Here is a 15,051-nt window from a genome sequence, read left to right as displayed (position 1 = left end):
GCCCGGGCCGTTCAACCAGCAGGATCGAAGCCGACGTCGCAGCCGTAGCGGACGTCGAGCTTGGCGGCCGGGTCGGCCTGCACCTGGCCGCAGGCGTCGGGGCAGAGGATGACCGTGGCGTTCTCGATGTAGAAGGCGTCGGCCTCGCAGGCGGCGAGGTCGACGACCTGATGAAATGCCTTGACCGGCGGGACGCCGCCGACCTGGTAGTCGATCTCGATGGTGTTCGGATCGATGGTTCCCATCGGCGGCTCGGGGATCGGGAAGGAGCAGGCGATCGGGGTGGTCATGACGACGTCCTTGGCGATCTCCTGGAAGAGGACGTCGAAGGCGTCGGTCTGCGACAGCGGGAAGCGCCAACCACCGCTGATGACGCTGACCCGCTGGATCGAGTCGCCCTCGCCCTGCAGCGGGTCGCCCGGCAACCACGGGGCGTCGGGCGGGTTGTTGGCGCCCATGGTGATGATGGTGTGGAAGACGTAGTCGCGCGCGCCGGGGGTGCCGAAGTGCGGCGGGTCGAGGGCGAGCAGGGCGGCGTCGAAGGCGTCGCCGTCGGCGTCGGTGCCCGAGGCGCTGGTGCCGTCGGTCATGGCGAGGATGACCTTGCGCGTGCCGTCGCGCAGGAAGTCGCGGTAGCCGTTCGGGGCGAGGCCGTGCGGATCGGGGGTGGTGTACCAGGCGAGGATGTTGGCGAGGAAGGCGCCCGAGCCGGTGATGCCGTCGTAGTGCTTGTAGCGCTCGGTGACCGCCGGGACCGCCGGTGGGGGGTTGCAGTCGGTGCCGGAGAGCGGGGCGCTGATGCAGATGTCGAGCTGCTCGCCGGGCGGGTAGTCGCCCATGACGATGACGCGGTAATCGACGTTGCTGGCGCCGAGGATGGCGGCAAAATCGTTGTTGATGCTGGCCTCGACGGCGGCGATCGCAGCCTGCATGGAGTTGGAGGTGTCGACGACGACGACGATGTCGACGCCGACCGACTGGACCTGCGGCTCCAACATCTGGGCGGCACACTCGCCGGTGGTGGCCATCTCACCCTGGTCCGGCTGGGCGCCGAGGTCGAGCTTGGGAAGGCCCGAAGTCGAGGTGGTGGAGGTGGTCGGCTCGCCGGTGGTGGTGCCGTCGGTGACGGCGCCGTCGGTGGGGTCGACGGTCGAGGTCGGGCCGGGGCCGCTGGTGGTCAGGGTGGCGTTCGCGGTGTCCTGGGGCCGCCCGCTGTCGCCGCAGGCTGCCAGCAAGGGGGCACACAGGAGGAGCGCTTCGAGGCGAGACATCGCGCGATGGTACTGCATGACAGGGGCGGCGTCGGTGCGCGCGAAGCTGCGCGCCTCGGCCGGCGATCGCGGATGGTCTCGCTCCCGATGAGATGGCCGATGGGACAGGTGAAGGGCGCGGTGAGCGGGAGCGGAGCCCTGATGTCGGCGACGACGCCCTCGCCTCTGCGAGAGGCGCTTCGTCGGAGCCCGCTCCGGGGCACGTCTATGTCGGCGGCGGGAACACTTTGGACTCGTCGACCTCGGTGCAGGTCGCGTACCCGAGATCCTGCCCGCTCGCGTATTCTTGGACGCGACGCGCGCGTTCGACCTCGCACGCCTCCAGGGTCTGCGCGCACATCCAGTTGTTACTGAAGCCCTGGGTGCAGTAGATGGTCGACGTCGGGTGACAGCCGCTGAGCAGACTCTGCCCCGCCTCTTGCCAGGTGTCGAGCAGGCCGGCGCAGGTGTCCTGGGTCCCCTGGCAGCGGGACGTCTCTGCGCCGAGCGGCGTGATCCCGCCGAAACAGAAGTACGGGCCCGCCTGCGGGTGAATCAGGTACTCCCCGCGAAAGGTCGGCCGTCCGTCCGGTCCTCGCACGATCGGCGGTGGGAGGAAGCAAGCCGGCCCGGACGCGATCGTCAGAGCGAACAGCATGAGAAGGCCGAGCCCGCGTGAAGCTGCGTGTTTCATACACCACTTTCAAAGCATGCGAGTCTGCAGGCTGCAGAGCGCGAGTATTGGTCGAAATGACCGCACATGCGCCGACTCGTGCGACGGGTCGGCGACGATCGAATCGCGCCGTTGCGATTTCTCCTCGGTCGTCGCTCCGGTCACTCGGGGTAGCAGAGGCCGCGATTCGTGAGGGCGCCGCCTTCGCAGGTGCAGGCCTCGCCGACGCACTCGAGGTTGCCGCCCTGGCAGGCGCACTTCTGGCCGGTGTCGCAGTTCGCCTGCTTGCCGAGCCTCTCGGCGCAATCGCTCTCGCTGTCGCAGCAGACAGGGCCCCTGCAGGTGCCGGCGTCGTTGCCGACGCCGACGCACACGAGGCCCGTGGCGCAGATGTTCGAGCCGGAGCACTCCCACTCGCCGCTCGTCATGCCGCACGTGCAGGGGTCGCCGAATCCTCCGGCGGAGGGGCCTCCAGTGTCGGTGGGGCCGTCCGATTCGCTGGACCCGCCCGGCGGGTTCTTGCTCGTGCACTCGTCGAGCTCGTCCTCGCCGGCCGTGCAAGGCAGCGCCTCGATGCATTGAATGGCGGCCTCGGTGAGCGAATCGGCGCAGATGTTGCCGCAGAGCTGTGAGACCATGGCCTCGGGCACGTCGCACGCGGTCGCGTGGGCCTCGCAGCGCGAGGTGCAGTCGGCCTGCGGGATCGTCTCGCCGTCGCTGCTGCCCGGGCCCGGGTTCGTGTCCCCGCCGGTGCCCGGGCTCGACGTGCTGCCATTGCCCCCGCTGTCGCCGCAGGCCGCCGACGCCAGGACGACGGCGAACCCGAGGTAAATGGTCTTCACGTGGGCGCTTCTGAGATGCTCTACATATCGCATGGGTACTCGATCGGTCGAAAGGACGAAGCACGTATTGGGCGCCAGCGCGAGCTAGCAGCCGGTCCAGTGAGGCATGCCCTGCAGATCGACGTCGCACTGCTCGATGGCGATGCCGGATTCGCACGGCCTCGATTCACCCGGCTCGCAGGCGATGTCCTGCTCGCGGAGGCAGGCGCCCCACTCGAGGGTCGGCAGGTCTTCGATGTCGTCGATCCACAGGTCGTGGAGGTTGCAGAATTGCCGGCCCGGCCCGGCGGGGGCGTCACAGGCCCGCTGCTGCCCGGGCTCGCAGGTGCCGCAGGGCGTCCACCGGGTGTGGGTGAAGACGACGGCGTCCTGGGCCAGGCAGAAGCTGACGCGGCCGTCGCCGCACGGGTGGCTGTCGCCCTCGGTGCACTCGCACCAGTACTCCTCGTTGAACTCCGAGAGGCACTTCTCGAGCGGCCCGCCCGGAGCGCCACCCGGGCAGCCGGTCGCGCAGGTGGTCGCGTCGGTCGCGGTCTCGTCGCCGGTCACCACGCCGGTGCTCGAGGTCGCGTCGCCGGTCACCACGCCGGTGCTCGAGGCGGAGCCCTGGCTCGACGCGCTCGCGGTGACGATGTCTTCTGTGGCGGATCCGCCGTCGGTCGGCTCCTCGCCGAGGAACTTCGGATACGTGCAGGCCGATGTGGCGAGCGCGAGCGCAGCCGCGAACGCGGCGCGAATACAGGGAGATGCGACGCGGATGCCGGGGTGCATGAACAGGCGGGCGCTCTACTGCTGCTAGTCTCCGCCTCGACCGACTCGTCTCACTCGGGGCACGAATAATTTTCGAACCGCTGCGCGGCGGCGGAGCGCGGGTAGGCGACGACCAGGGCGGCTGCCCGCTCGGCGGCCTCGTCCCGCCGGCCGCCGCGGCACAGGAGCTCGATCGCAAGGACGCCGCGCAGGTCGCCGAAGGCGCCGGCGGGGAAGCGGCGCGCGTGCTCCTCGAGGCGCGCCTGCACTGCCTCGAGGTCGCCGCGCGCGAGCTCGGCCTGGGCGCGCTCCAGCACCGCGACCTCGGCGGCCAGGCGGTCGGCATCCTCCATCCGCGGCGAGGCGACGGGCGGCGGAGTCGGCGGCGCCGGCGGGGGCGAGGCCGCCTCGACGACGACGGCCGGAGCAGCCGGCTCGGCGACGCTCACGGCGACCGGCGCGGCGTCGGACGGGGGAGCGCCGGGCCGAGCGGCCGCCGGCTGGCGCGACCCGGTGACGGCGACGAGGCCCGCGGCGAGCACGAGGGTGGTCATGACGGCCGCGCGGGCGGTGACGAGGGTGGCGAGGCCGACGCCGGCGTGGGTCGACATCAGGCCCGGGGCCAGGGCGGCCCACGAGCGCTGGGCGGCGGCGGGCGGCGGGGCGTCGCGCTTGCGTGCGCCGGCGAACTCGCGCTCGAGTCGGGCCTCGCCGAACTCGCGGATGAGCTGCTCGCGCGCCAGCCGAACCCGCGAGTAGACGGTTTTGACGGGGATCCCCAGCTCGCTGGCGATCTCGGGGCCGCTCATGCCGAACAGCTCGGACATCTCGAAGGCGGCGCGGATGTTCGCGCCGAGTTGGGCGAGGAGCCGCTCGAGCTGCTCCGCGGAGTCGACGCGCTCCTGCGGCGGGTCGGCGGGGCCGGGCGAGACGGCGGCGACCGCAGCGAGCCGCCGCGACCGGCGCTCGGCCGAGCGGTGGTAACGCGAGGCGATCCTGCGGGTCACGCCGTGCAGCCAGGCGCGCGCGGAGACCTCGAAGCGGACCTGGTCGAGGCGGCGGTAGGCGGTGAGAAACACGTCCTGGACCGCGTCCTCGACCAGCGGCGGCGGGACGCCGAGCCGGCGCGCGACGGTCCAGACGAACGCGAATTCGCTGCGGTAGAGCTCACGAAAGGCGCGTTTGCGCGCGTCGTCCTCGGGTTCGGAGTGCATGGCGGTCGCCGGCCTCAGTGTTGTCTCCGGATGCCCCTCAATAGTCTCACCGTGACTCGCCGAGGCGCACCTCGACGCCGAGGGCGAGCCGGGCCGAGGCGACGCCGGGGTCGAAGAGGACGACGTCGGTCCCGCCCCTGCGGACGACGAAGGTGCCGCGCTGAAACGCCGCGAGGCCCTGCAGCATGGCGAACAGGGCGACCCGCGGGTGCACGCGCACGGCCGCGCCGACGCCCACGGTGCCGGCGAGCCACCGCCCGACCGCGGCCTTGTGCCCCACGGGCCCGTCGGCGGCCAGGGGAATGCCGCCGGCCTCGAGCCCGAGACACAGCGGGAGCTCGAAGACGCGCCGGTCGCCCAGGCGGACGCAGCCGAGCGCGGCGCCGGCGACGAGAGAGGCGCGGACCTCGGTCCCCGAGCGGTCGGCGGTCCGCGGGGCCAGGTAGGTGGCGTGCAGCTCGAGGCGGAATCTGCTCCACAGGAGGCCGCCGGCGAGCCCGACGCCGCCGGTCGGGCCGGGCAAGGCGCCGATCTCCGCGAGCCCGTGGAGGCGGAGGAAGCCGCCGGGGCGGCGCCGCGGGGCCGGGATCGGCGGCGCGAGCTCGCGTGCCGGGGCGGCCCCGTGGGTGGGAGCGAGGGGGCCGGAAGGCGCGGGTGCGCCGGTGCTCGGCGGAGCGTCGGCGATGGGCAGCGCGGCGGGCTCCGGCGCGGGTTCGACCGGAGCGGCGGGCTCCGGCACGGTCGCGTCCGGGGTCGGCTCCGAGGAGGGGGACTCCGGTGAGCCTGGGGCGGGCTCGCGGTCGGCGTCGAGGGCGAGCGTGATGACCAGGACGGCCGCGTCGACCAGCGCCTCGCAGCTGTGCGCGAAGAGGGTCCGGCTGTCGCGCCGTCCGCGGACTTCGAGGTCGAGGTCGAGCCGGTAGCGGCGCGGCCCGACGACGGTCGCGCGGCCGACGATCCGCGCCTGTCCGGGCTCGAGGGCGCGGCCTCGACGGGCAACCACCTCGGCGAGCAGGGCATCCCGCCCAGGGCACCGTGCCGGAGCGCTCCAGGTCACGTGGTCGGCGGGCGGCTCGGGGACCTGCGCGAGCGCGCCGAGGAGGAGCAGCACGCTCACGCCGCTCACGCTCACTCCGCTCCCACTGCGACTGCATCCATGCCCCGATCGCCCGATCTCACGGGCGTACGCGTCCGGGCGTCGTCGTGCATGGCGAGGCCCTGGCTACCATGTCCGCCGCCGATTGTGCGCTCGGCGAGGGCGCGGCTGGACGCGGATTCTCTCGCGCCGATCGCCTTGCACCGGGTCGCAGCAAGATCGTCCGGTCCCGCCGTCACAGCTCGCCCGGCGGGTCATCTTCGCTCCCCGGCCTCGCCGGAGACGCACATGCATGCATTCGGCATCATGCTGTCGCTCGGGACATGGCGACACGATGGTGAGCGCCGTCGATAGGGCGTATGGTCAAGCGACCATGGCTCATGGCGAGCCGAGTGTGAGCAGAGGGCCGTGATCGCTTCGCCGAGACGTCGACGGGTGCATCCATTCGCCGCTGCCGCGTGGCTGAGCGTGAGCGTCGCGGCGCTGGTGAGCGTCGCCCGCGGAGGCGATGCGATCGGGCTCGACTTCGAGGGCGGGGCGATGCTGTCACTCGCGACGCTGGCCGAGGACGGCCGCTGCGATCCGCGAGAGGTCGACGCGGTGTTGCAGGCGCGCCACCCGGACCTCGTGTACGCGCTGGAGGCAGCGGGGGAGCGCTGCCAGGTGAACTTCGCGGGGCTGTCCGACGAGCCCACTGTCGACGCGGTCGCGCGCACTCTGGTGACGGAGCCCGCGACGCGGCTCACCGTCGAGCATAGCGATGTGCTCACGCCGGCGCTCACGCCGGTCCTCGGCCGCCCGACCGCGCTCGCGCTCGGCGTGACCGCGACGCTGCTGTGGTGCGCGTCGCTGGTGAGCCGCGGGCGGGCGCTCGCGGTCGCGGGCGCGGCCGTGACTGCGCTGGCCTTCGGCCTCGCGTGGCTGCTCGGCAGCGGCAGCACGCTGAGCCGGGCGTCGTACCTGGCGGCGGTGTGGTTCGCGCCGGCGATCGCCGTGCTCACCGCGACCTCGGGCCGCCCGCGGTTCCGATGCGGTTTCGTCGGCGTGCTGGTGCTGGCGGTTCTCGTCGCCGTCGCGGCTGCGGTGCAGACGCTCGACGTCCGCGCGGCCGGGGAGCTCGCGTGGGTCCGCGCCGCGGCGCGCATGGCGCTGACGCACGCCGTCCCGGCGGCCGCGCTGGCGCTGCTGGCGATCTGGACCGTGCGCGAGGCGTGAGCGCGCCCATCGACCGTCCCAATGGACATGTCATGTCGATCCCGAGCCGAGAGACCGCTCACGCCAAAGGCGGCCGTTGCGGCGATTGGCGGTATCTGTCCCGGAAGACAGATTCCGCCGAGGCCCGTCGAGCCGGCGCGGTCCCGTGGTAGGACGATGTGGACATGTCTTTTGGGACATGGTCGCGCGAGGGAGCGCCGCCAAAGAGCTCCGCAGGCCGCGCAGGCGGGCGAAATAGCCCCGTCCGGGCCGCTGGCGCCGCTTCGCCCGGCTGACTATTCTCCCGCCTCCGGACGGGGGGAGGATTCATGAAGCAGGGTACGCAGATCGTCGTGGGCATCGTCGCCAGCCTCGCGGTGATAGCGATCGGTGGCGCGGTGCTGGTGATGACTGGCAGCATGAAGTTGCCGGCGCAGTTTTATCCGCCGAAGATGCCCGGCGATACGTCCAACCCCAAGATCGTGGCGCTGTTCAACGAGCGGATCGACGGGCTCGAGAAGGGCCACGGCAACGAGACGGGCGAGCTCGACTCGAGCTGGTGGCCCGGGATCATCCCCCAGGCCGCCGCCAACGCCCGTCTGTGGTTCGGCGAGGTGCGCGAGGTCGTGACGCACTGCCGCTACGGCGCCTCCAACAAGTACAACTGGTTCCTGTTCGACCTCACGCTCGCTGACGGCCGGGTCTTTCCCGACCAGATCGCCGGCACCGAGAAGTGCAACGACGAGTACGACACTGCCATGCGCGTGACCTTCGAGGGCGGCCGGGTCGTCGACGTGAAGACCGACGGCTCCGAGCTCACGCGCCCGCTCGACAACACCCGCCGCGGCGTCAGGGCCACCGTGACCGGCGTGCTCCGCCTCGACATGACCGCGCGCCCCGACCGTTACTACTGGCCCACGGCCCCCGCGCCGACGCCCGCCGAGGAGTGGAGCAAGCTGTGAGAATCGCCCCGCTCGTGCGGGCGGACCGCGGAGGCGAGCGCCAGGTCGCGGGGAGCGGCGGAAGCTGTCCTTGAAGACAGCTGCCGCCGATCCCGTCGGCGCAGGCTAGTACTGCCGGTCCGAAGTCCTCCCGGGGTCCCGCGCTACGGCTTGTGAACGCTCGCGGTCCGGAATGCCGAGGGGTCGGGCGTGGTAGTGTTCGACGATGCGAATCGGGAAAATCGCACAGGTGATGGCGCTCGCGGTCGGTTGTACGCGCCAGGCCGCCGTGGAGGCGCCGAAGCCCGCGGCTCCCGTCGCTTCGACGCCCGAGTCGCGCACGACTGTCGAGTCGTCGTGCTGGCTGAGCCTTTGCAAGGGCCACACGTTGAACACGTGCCGGAGCGGCAAGTATACGACGATCGACTGCCAGGAGCACTGTCGGTCCTGGAACCGCGACAGGACGTCGATCGACGAGACGCCGCTGTGGGAGGGGACGTGCGGCGAGTGGAACGGGGAGGCTACGTGTACCTGTTGTGACGTCAGGGAGCCTGAGTGCGCGGCGAAGCTGGGACCCCGGCAGCCGTCATGACGGGCGTACAGCCGGCCCAAAGTTCTCCAGGAGTTGCTAGGCCCTCTCGGCGAGGGTCCAGCCGAAGTTTCCGAGGAGCAGTTCGAGGAGCTCCTCGCGGGAGGCGCGGAAGGGGGTTGGTTCCCAGCGCCCGGTGTGGGTGGCCATCTCCAGCTGCCACAAGTTGGCGGCGAGGCGGCGCAGGCGCGCGTGGAGGACCGGATCGTCAGCGGGGCCGGACTCGAGGGTGATGAGCGGGGCGCGATGGCGGACGCGGAGGTGTGCGAGATCCTGGTGTTGGCGCAGGAACTGCTCGACAGCGCGAGCGTCGTCGTCCGACTTCGCAGCGGCGTTGCGGGTGGTGCGTGGACGGCTCATGCGGCGTGCCGCCGCTGAGTGTGGACGAAGTGGCCGCGGAAGGTCCAGTTGAACGGGTGCGCTTCGTCGCGGTTCCAGCGCCGGATGAAGTTCATCACGGCGCGGGGCATGGCTCCGGCGCAGGGAAAGTCGGCGTAGCGGAGGACGCGGCGCTGCAGTAGCGAGAACCAGATCTCGATCTGGTTGACCCACGAGGCATGGATGGGCGTGTACACGAAGTGAAAGCGGTCGCCGTGGCGCCGGTTGAAGCGGGTCCAACGGTAGTCCGCACCGTCGTAGTGGATGTTGAGGTTGTCCCAGACGACGTAGATCTGGCCGGTAGGATACTTGCGGGCAAGGCCCTCCATGAAGTCCATGAGGTCCTCGGCTCGTCGTTGCGGCTTGCACTCGCCGAGGACCTCGCCGGTGCGGATGTCGAAGGCCGCGAACAGCGACCAGGTACCGCGGCGGACGTACTCGAACTCGAAACGGCCCGCGCGACCGGGCGCGGGGAGCTTGCTGGGAAATCTCCGTCCGAGCGCCTGCATGCCGGTCTTCTCGTCGACGCAGAGCACGTGAGCTCCGTCTGGGGGATGATGGTAGAGGTCGCAGATGCGCTGAACTTTGCGGCAGAAATCGGGATCGGGGCTGTGCAGCCAGAGCCTCATCTTGTGCGGCCGAAAGTCCTCGTTGCGCAGGATTCGCCCCACCTCGGACACGCTGAGCCCGATACCTGTCTCCTGAAGCAGGCGCCTCGCCAACGTCGCGTATGTCCATGTCGAACGAGTCTGTTGACCATGCCTGGCAGGCTTGTCACAGGCGAGCTTGATGAGCTTGCAGCGCGTCGCCGGCGATACCCGAGGAGGTCGCCCACTTCGGGGACGATCCTCGAGCGTCACGAGCCGCCCATCACGCGCGAAGCGCCCACGCCACACCCTCACCGTATCCACGTGGCAGCCCAATCTCCGCGCAATCTCCTGGTTCGAGTGACCCTCGGCGGCGAGGAGCACGAGCCTCGCCCGAAGCACGAGGCGCGCCTCGCTGCGCCCACTCCGAGCCAGCGCCTTCAGCTCCTCCCGGACCGAAGGCGCCACCCGAAGCCGTTGCGCTCGCGGGGCTGGCACACCGACGAGATCGTTTTCGCGCCTCGCTTATTCCGACGCCCAGACCGTGCTGGCGGTGGATCCAGGACGGGAGCAGCTCGCATGAACCCCTGGAAAACTTTGGGCAGGCTGTACTAGAGGTATGTCCATGAGGACATGTTGAAATAGACATGTCCTTAGAGACTCATCACGGCGGGAGCTGGCTGCAGAGGAAGGAGTCCTCGGCGATCGCGGTGCGGCCGAGCGCGTCGGTGAGGGTCGCGCGCACCCGCGCCTGTGTGTTCACGGTGCAGGTGCCGTGGGTGGTCGTGGGGTTGTTGGCGTAGGCCGGGTTGACCGCGGCGTTCAGGACGCCCTGCCAGGTGGCGGTCCACGGCCCGAGCCCGGTCGGCGACGAGGTGCATGCATAGCCGCCGCCGCCGGTCGACTCACACGTGATCGACAGGGTGAAGGTCGAGGCCTGGACGGCGCCGAAGGCATTGACCATACCGGCGCCGCAGTTCGTGCACGGGATGGGCTTGGCAGTCTTCACGAGGATCTGCTTGATCTGCGACGCCGTCAGCGCGGGGTTGCGGGCGCGCATCAGGCCGACCACGCCGCTCACGTGCGGCGCCGCCATCGACGTGCCGGCCCAGTGGCGGTGGCACTGCGGGCCGGTCTGCGCGTAGGGGATCCACGTCGACACGACGCCGTGGGTGCCGGTTTGGGTCGGATCGGAGGGGCAGCCGAGGAGGGCGCCGTTGCCGGCCTGGCCGTTCACCGCCGAGCCGCCCGGGGCGGCGATCGTGATGCCGGGGTACTTGGCGAGGGGGTTGGACTGCAGGGCGTAAGGCTCGGCGTTGCCGAATGCGTCGACCGCGGTGACCACGATCAGGTCGGGGTTCTGGCACCTCGGCCACAGATAATTGGAGGCGTTGAAGTCGGGGCTCGGCGGCCAGGTGGTCCCGGAGTCGCCGTTCCCCGCCGCGACCACCACCACGGTGCCGGCCTCCGAGGCCTTGTCGATGGCGTCCTTGAGGTCGGCCGGGCACGGCTGCGCCAGGTTGCCGATGCTGATGTTGATGACATCGGCGCGCGAGCTGGCCTGCACCGTCTCGCCTCGGCCGTTGTCGGTCGGCAGGCCGGCCGCGTAGCGGATCGCGCGGGCGAGCAGCGTGGTGGTCGGCTCGTTCATCCCGGGGTCGCCGACCTGGGCGCCGCCGCCGGATTGCTTGACGCGGATCGGACGGAGCTTGCAACCCCAGCAGATGCCCGCGCCGCCGACGCCGTTGTTCGCGGCCGCGGCGAGGGTGCCTGCCACGTGGATGCCGTGGTGAAAGTCCCCCGGATCGGTCGGGTCGGGGTCGCCGACGAAGAAGTCGTAGCCGCTCGACCAGGTGAGCTCCGAGTGAGGGAGCGTGCCGCTGTCGGCGATGGCGATGGTGACCGCGGGCGAGCCGGTGGTCAGCCACCAGGCCTCGGGCAAGGAGATGGCGCCGTAGTGCCACTTCTGTCCCGAATGGTAGAGCGGATCGTTGGGCTCGAGGGTCAGCGAGCGGGGCGCGATCTCGTCGTCTGCCGCGAGCTCGTCGATGTCGGCCTCGGGCTCGACGTCACAGGCCGCGCCGCTCGCGAGCAGGAGCGCGGGGGTGAAGGCGAAACCGAGCAGGGTGCGAAGCGAAGGCGTGCGAAGGGGCATGTCCGGGAGTTGCCCGGCGCGGCGGAAGCCTGACAGACGTCGATCGGAAATGCGGACGGTCGCGGCGGTCCGCGTGAGCCACCCTGCGGGACTCGCCGAGCTCACTCCTCCAGAGGCCGCTCGGTGGTGGTCCTCGCACCGGAGGCCACGTGCCCGGCGGAGCGGGTGCTCAGGTCCGAGTGGGGTGCTGTCCTATCGTCCATGTTTCCTTGGACATGTTCTATGAGACATTCACAATCGCGTCAGGCGGACGATGACGTGGGCGGTGGCGCCGGCGGCGAAGGGGAGGAGGCAGGAGGCGGCGATTCGCAGGAGGGCCAGGCGGCCGCCGTAGATGCCGAGCTCCATGGGCAGGCGCAGGAGCGGGAGGAGGGCCATGCTGGTGAGGTAGGTGACGAGGACGCCGATGCCGGCGCCGGCCTTGAGGAGGCCGGCCGCGAGGGGCATGCCGAGGAGGCCGCCGCCGGGGGTGAGGGCGCCGGCCACCCACGCGAGGAGGTGGCCGCGGACGCCGGCGCCGTCGCTCAGCCAGCGCTCGACGAAGCCGGTCGGGAGGAGGGCCTCGGCCATGCCGGCGAGCAGGAAGGCGACGACGAGGATCGGCATCATCGCCAGGAAGGTCCGGCCGGACCGCTGGAGGCCGTCGACGAACACACCCTGGACGGCCGCGAGGGCGCCGAGGACGACGAGGGCGGCGGCGAGCAGGAGGAGGGCGAGCTTCACGGGGCGGCCTCCGCGAGGACCTCGACGATGCCGCGGCTGCCGTCGACGCGCAGGCGCTGGCCCGACTTGAGCCGCTTGGTGCCGTCGCCGACGCCGACGACCGCGGGGATGCCGTACTCGCGGGCGATGACGGAGCCGTGGGTCATCATGCCGCCGACGTCGCACACGAGGCCGGCGGCGTGGACGAACAGCGGGGTCCAGCCGGGATCGGTGTAGGGAGCGACGAGGATCTCGCCGGCGCGCAGGACCTGGGCCGCGGGATCGAGGACGACGTGGGCGATGCCCTCGACGACGCCGGCGCTGGCGCCGAGGCCGGCGATGGCACCTTCGGGCAGGTCCTTCGGGACAGGTCGCGCGGGGACCTCGCCCTCGCTGGTGACGACCAGCGGGGGGCTCAGGTGGCGCGAATGATCATAGTCGGCGCGGCGAGCGGTGATTCGCGGGCGCGGATCGAAGGCGTAAGGGTCGGCGGCGAGCTCGAGCAATTCGTCGTAGGTCAGGAACCACACGTCGCCGCGCGCGGCCAGGCGACCGGCGTGCACGAGCGCGTCGGCGGCGGCGAGGACGTTGCTGCGCACGAGCTCGAAGCACTGGATGAAGAGGAACTTGGGGTGCTCGCGGACGCCGAGGCAGTGGCGCACGCACTGGACCTGGCGGCGGACGATCCAGCGCGCCAGGGCGGGCGCGGCGGCGACGAGGCGCCCGCCGGCGGCCTCGGCCTCGGCCTGCAGGTTGGCGAAGTGCCTGCGGTGCGCGCCGGGGGCGTCGCCGTGGTCCGCCATGCCGCGGATGCTGGTGAGCAGCAGGCCGGGGTCGTCGGCCCAGCGCGGGCGGCCGATGTCGATCTCGGCCTGGCCGCGCATGCCGAAGCGCTCGAGGAAGGCGGCGAGGGCGTCGACGAAGGCGGGGCCGCCGGCGAGCGCGCGCAGGCGGTGGAGCTCGCCGGGGCGGACGTGCTCGAGGGCGGTGCGCAGCTCGGGGTAGGGCCGCGCGAGGTCGGCGAGGTCGCCGACGCGCAGGTCCATCTCGGTGGTGACGTTGCCGACGAGGCCGCGCTGGAGGGCCTCGACGTCGGCGGCGTGCGGGGTGTCGGCGAAGCGGCGGCGCAGGCGGCCGAGGCTCAAGAGGCCCGAGACGAGGCGCGGGGCGATCTTCGGCATGACCTGGAAGACGCCGGTGAGCTGGTGCCGGGCGGCGCGCAGGCGGGCGACGCCGGGCGGCTGTGATTCGACGGCGGCGCGGAAGTCGGCGACGCGCTCGGCGACCATGCGGTCGGCCCAGGCGGTCTGGGTGTCGAGGCGAGCGCCGAGCAGCAGCCAGGCGAGGTCGAACGGCACGCGCCACATCATCCCGAGGGCCAGGCGCAGAGCCGCGGGGCGGGGCTTGGCGGCGGCCTGGATCTCGGGGCGGTCGACCAGAGTCGCCAGGCGCGCTGCCACGTCGGGGTAGACCGCGCGCAAGATCCGGAACATCAGCTGGCGCGTCGGCGCGAGGCGCAGCACCGGCGTGATGTCGAGGTAGATCCGGCTGCCCGCGTCGACCATCGTCGTCGTGCCGCGCGGGATCTCGTCGAGGCGGGTCTTGCCGAACGGGAACACCGCGCGCCACAGGTCGCGGCCCATCGGCGTGATCGGGTCGATCATGTTCTGGGCGTGGCCGAAGCTGAGGTAGAGGTGGACGCTGCCGTCGTCGGGGCCGGGCGCGGGCAATGGATAGAGCGAGGTGATCGGGCGCGCCTGGACGAGCCACAATTGTTGGCCCACCAGGCACCACTCGAGGTCCTGGGGGACGCCGCCGTAGTGGGCCTCGACGCGGGCGCCGAGGTCGGCCAGCGCGGCGACTGCGGCGTCGTCGAGGACGCGGGCGTGCCGCCTGTCCTCGGGGACATCTTCGGTGACCGTGCCGCCGCCGGGCACGGGGCGGATGGCGACCTGCTTGTCGCCGACGCGCAGCTCCTCGAGCGCGCCGGTGCGGCGATCGACGCGGTAGAGGTCGGCGGTGACGAGGCCGCTGACGAGGGCCTCGCCGAGGCCGTAGCCGGCGTCGATGGTGAGGGTGCCGCGGTGGCCGGTGACGGGGTCGGCGGTGAAGAGGATGCCGCTGGCCTCGGGTACCACCATTCGCTGGACGACCACCGCGAGGGCGACGTGGCGGTGGCCGAAGCCGTTGCGGGCGCGGTAGAGGATCGCGCGGTCGGTGAACAGGCTGGCGAAGCAGCGGCGGACCGCGGCCAGCAATTCGTCGTCGCCGCGGACGTTCAAATAGGTGTCCTGCTGACCGGCGAACGAGGCGCCGGGGAGGTCCTCGGCGGTGGCGGAGGAGCGCACGGCGTAGGCGTGCTCGCGGCCGAGCTCGTGGTGGGCAGCGGTGATGTCGGCGACCAGCTCCGGCGGCAGCGGGACTGCGAGCAGAGCGTCACGCACCGCGGCGCCGAGCTGGCGCGCGCCGGCGACGTCGTCGGGATCGAGGGCGTCGAGCCGATCGAGCCACGCCGGAAAGGTGGGACAGCCGGCGACGAAATGGCGATAGGCGGCAGTGGTGACGCAATAGCCGGGTGGGACGGGGAAGCCGGCGCGGGTCAATGCGCCGAGGTTCTGTCCCTTGCCGCCGACGCGCGCGAGGTCGTCGGGTAGGGTGGCGGAGAATGGCACGATCATGG

13 protein-coding genes are annotated in these 15,051 nt (G+C 71.6%); 2 read left to right on the top strand and 11 right to left on the bottom strand.

The genetic code is table 11. From position 1 onward, the window contains the following. Nucleotides 1–11: 11 nt before the first annotated feature. From OV090_RS02365 to OV090_RS02340, 6 genes are all read right to left on the bottom strand, one after another. Complete coding sequence (locus OV090_RS02365) at nt 12–1,271, bottom strand: hypothetical protein (protein WP_267701812.1); 1,260 nt, start codon at nt 1,269–1,271, stop codon at nt 12–14. Nucleotides 1,272–1,476: 205 nt separating this feature from the next. Next, on the bottom strand, nt 1,477–1,908 hold the full coding sequence (locus OV090_RS02360; RefSeq protein WP_267701811.1) for a hypothetical protein: 432 nt from the start codon (nt 1,906–1,908) through the stop codon (nt 1,477–1,479). Between the two features lie 176 nt (nt 1,909–2,084). Continuing rightward, on the bottom strand, nt 2,085–2,765 hold the full coding sequence (locus OV090_RS02355; protein ID WP_267701810.1) for a hypothetical protein: 681 nt from the start codon (nt 2,763–2,765) through the stop codon (nt 2,085–2,087). Between the two features lie 84 nt (nt 2,766–2,849). Next, complete coding sequence (locus OV090_RS02350) at nt 2,850–3,536, bottom strand: hypothetical protein (protein ID WP_267701809.1); 687 nt, start codon at nt 3,534–3,536, stop codon at nt 2,850–2,852. Between the two features lie 50 nt (nt 3,537–3,586). Then, a complete protein-coding gene (locus OV090_RS02345) occupies nt 3,587–4,729 on the bottom strand; it encodes a sigma-70 family RNA polymerase sigma factor (protein ID WP_267701808.1) in 1,143 nt (380 codons plus the stop codon). 46 nt (nt 4,730–4,775) lie between these two features. Continuing rightward, nucleotides 4,776–5,855, bottom strand: a complete 1,080-nt coding sequence (locus tag OV090_RS02340; RefSeq protein WP_267701807.1) for a hypothetical protein — start codon at nt 5,853–5,855, stop codon at nt 4,776–4,778. A 405-nt stretch (nt 5,856–6,260) separates the two neighbouring features. On the opposite strand from OV090_RS02340, the gene OV090_RS02335 reads away from it, so the two are divergent. Continuing rightward, the gene (locus OV090_RS02335; protein WP_267701806.1) at nt 6,261–7,040 is read left to right on the top strand and encodes a hypothetical protein; all 780 of its coding nucleotides are present in this window, start codon (nt 6,261–6,263) and stop codon (nt 7,038–7,040) included. Nucleotides 7,041–7,348: 308 nt separating this feature from the next. Further along, the gene (locus OV090_RS02330; protein ID WP_267701805.1) at nt 7,349–7,981 is read left to right on the top strand and encodes a hypothetical protein; all 633 of its coding nucleotides are present in this window, start codon (nt 7,349–7,351) and stop codon (nt 7,979–7,981) included. 607 nt (nt 7,982–8,588) lie between these two features. On the opposite strand, the gene OV090_RS02325 is transcribed toward OV090_RS02330, so the two are convergent. The 5 genes from OV090_RS02325 to OV090_RS02305 form a co-directional block, all read right to left on the bottom strand. Continuing rightward, nucleotides 8,589–8,909 carry a hypothetical protein gene (locus OV090_RS02325; protein ID WP_096326272.1) on the bottom strand — a complete coding sequence of 107 codons (321 nt, stop codon included), beginning with the start codon at nt 8,907–8,909 and terminating at the stop codon, nt 8,589–8,591. Then, a complete protein-coding gene (locus tag OV090_RS02320) occupies nt 8,906–9,916 on the bottom strand; it encodes an IS630 family transposase (RefSeq protein WP_267707050.1) in 1,011 nt (336 codons plus the stop codon). Before OV090_RS02320 ends, OV090_RS02325 begins: the two co-directional genes overlap by 4 nt. A 262-nt stretch (nt 9,917–10,178) precedes the next feature. Further along, nucleotides 10,179–11,669, bottom strand: a complete 1,491-nt coding sequence (locus OV090_RS02315; protein WP_267701804.1) for a S8 family serine peptidase — start codon at nt 11,667–11,669, stop codon at nt 10,179–10,181. A 231-nt stretch (nt 11,670–11,900) separates the two neighbouring features. Beyond that, the gene (locus OV090_RS02310) at nt 11,901–12,392 is read right to left on the bottom strand and encodes a hypothetical protein (RefSeq protein ID WP_267701803.1); all 492 of its coding nucleotides are present in this window, start codon (nt 12,390–12,392) and stop codon (nt 11,901–11,903) included. Beyond that, nucleotides 12,389–15,049 (bottom strand): phosphoenolpyruvate synthase, encoded by a 2,661-nt coding sequence (locus tag OV090_RS02305; protein ID WP_267701802.1) that lies wholly within the window; start codon nt 15,047–15,049, stop codon nt 12,389–12,391. The genes OV090_RS02310 and OV090_RS02305 overlap by 4 nt, the downstream gene beginning before the upstream one ends. Nucleotides 15,050–15,051: the final 2 nt, after the last annotated feature.

It is taken from the genome of Nannocystis sp. RBIL2 (assembly GCF_026626745.1).
Lineage (GTDB): Bacteria > Myxococcota_A > Polyangia > Nannocystales > Nannocystaceae > Nannocystis.
Note: the sequence above shows the minus strand (reverse complement) of the source record. Positions and strands in the feature narration are given on the sequence as shown.

Excerpts from the sequence above, each read along its gene's own strand:
- OV090_RS02315 (WP_267701804.1), bottom strand. The coding sequence starts at position 11,669 with ATGCCCCTTCGCACGCCTTCGCTTCGCACCCTGCTCGGTTTCGCCTTC.
- OV090_RS02345 (WP_267701808.1), bottom strand. The coding sequence starts at position 4,729 with ATGCACTCCGAACCCGAGGACGACGCGCGCAAACGCGCCTTTCGTGAG.
- OV090_RS02360 (WP_267701811.1), bottom strand. The coding sequence starts at position 1,908 with ATGCTGTTCGCTCTGACGATCGCGTCCGGGCCGGCTTGCTTCCTCCCA.
- OV090_RS02350 (WP_267701809.1), bottom strand. The coding sequence starts at position 3,536 with ATGCACCCCGGCATCCGCGTCGCATCTCCCTGTATTCGCGCCGCGTTC.
- OV090_RS02365 (WP_267701812.1), bottom strand. The coding sequence starts at position 1,271 with ATGTCTCGCCTCGAAGCGCTCCTCCTGTGTGCCCCCTTGCTGGCAGCC.
- OV090_RS02305 (WP_267701802.1), bottom strand. The coding sequence starts at position 15,049 with ATGATCGTGCCATTCTCCGCCACCCTACCCGACGACCTCGCGCGCGTC.
- OV090_RS02330 (WP_267701805.1), top strand. The coding sequence starts at position 7,349 with ATGAAGCAGGGTACGCAGATCGTCGTGGGCATCGTCGCCAGCCTCGCG.
- OV090_RS02325 (WP_096326272.1), bottom strand. The coding sequence starts at position 8,909 with ATGAGCCGTCCACGCACCACCCGCAACGCCGCTGCGAAGTCGGACGAC.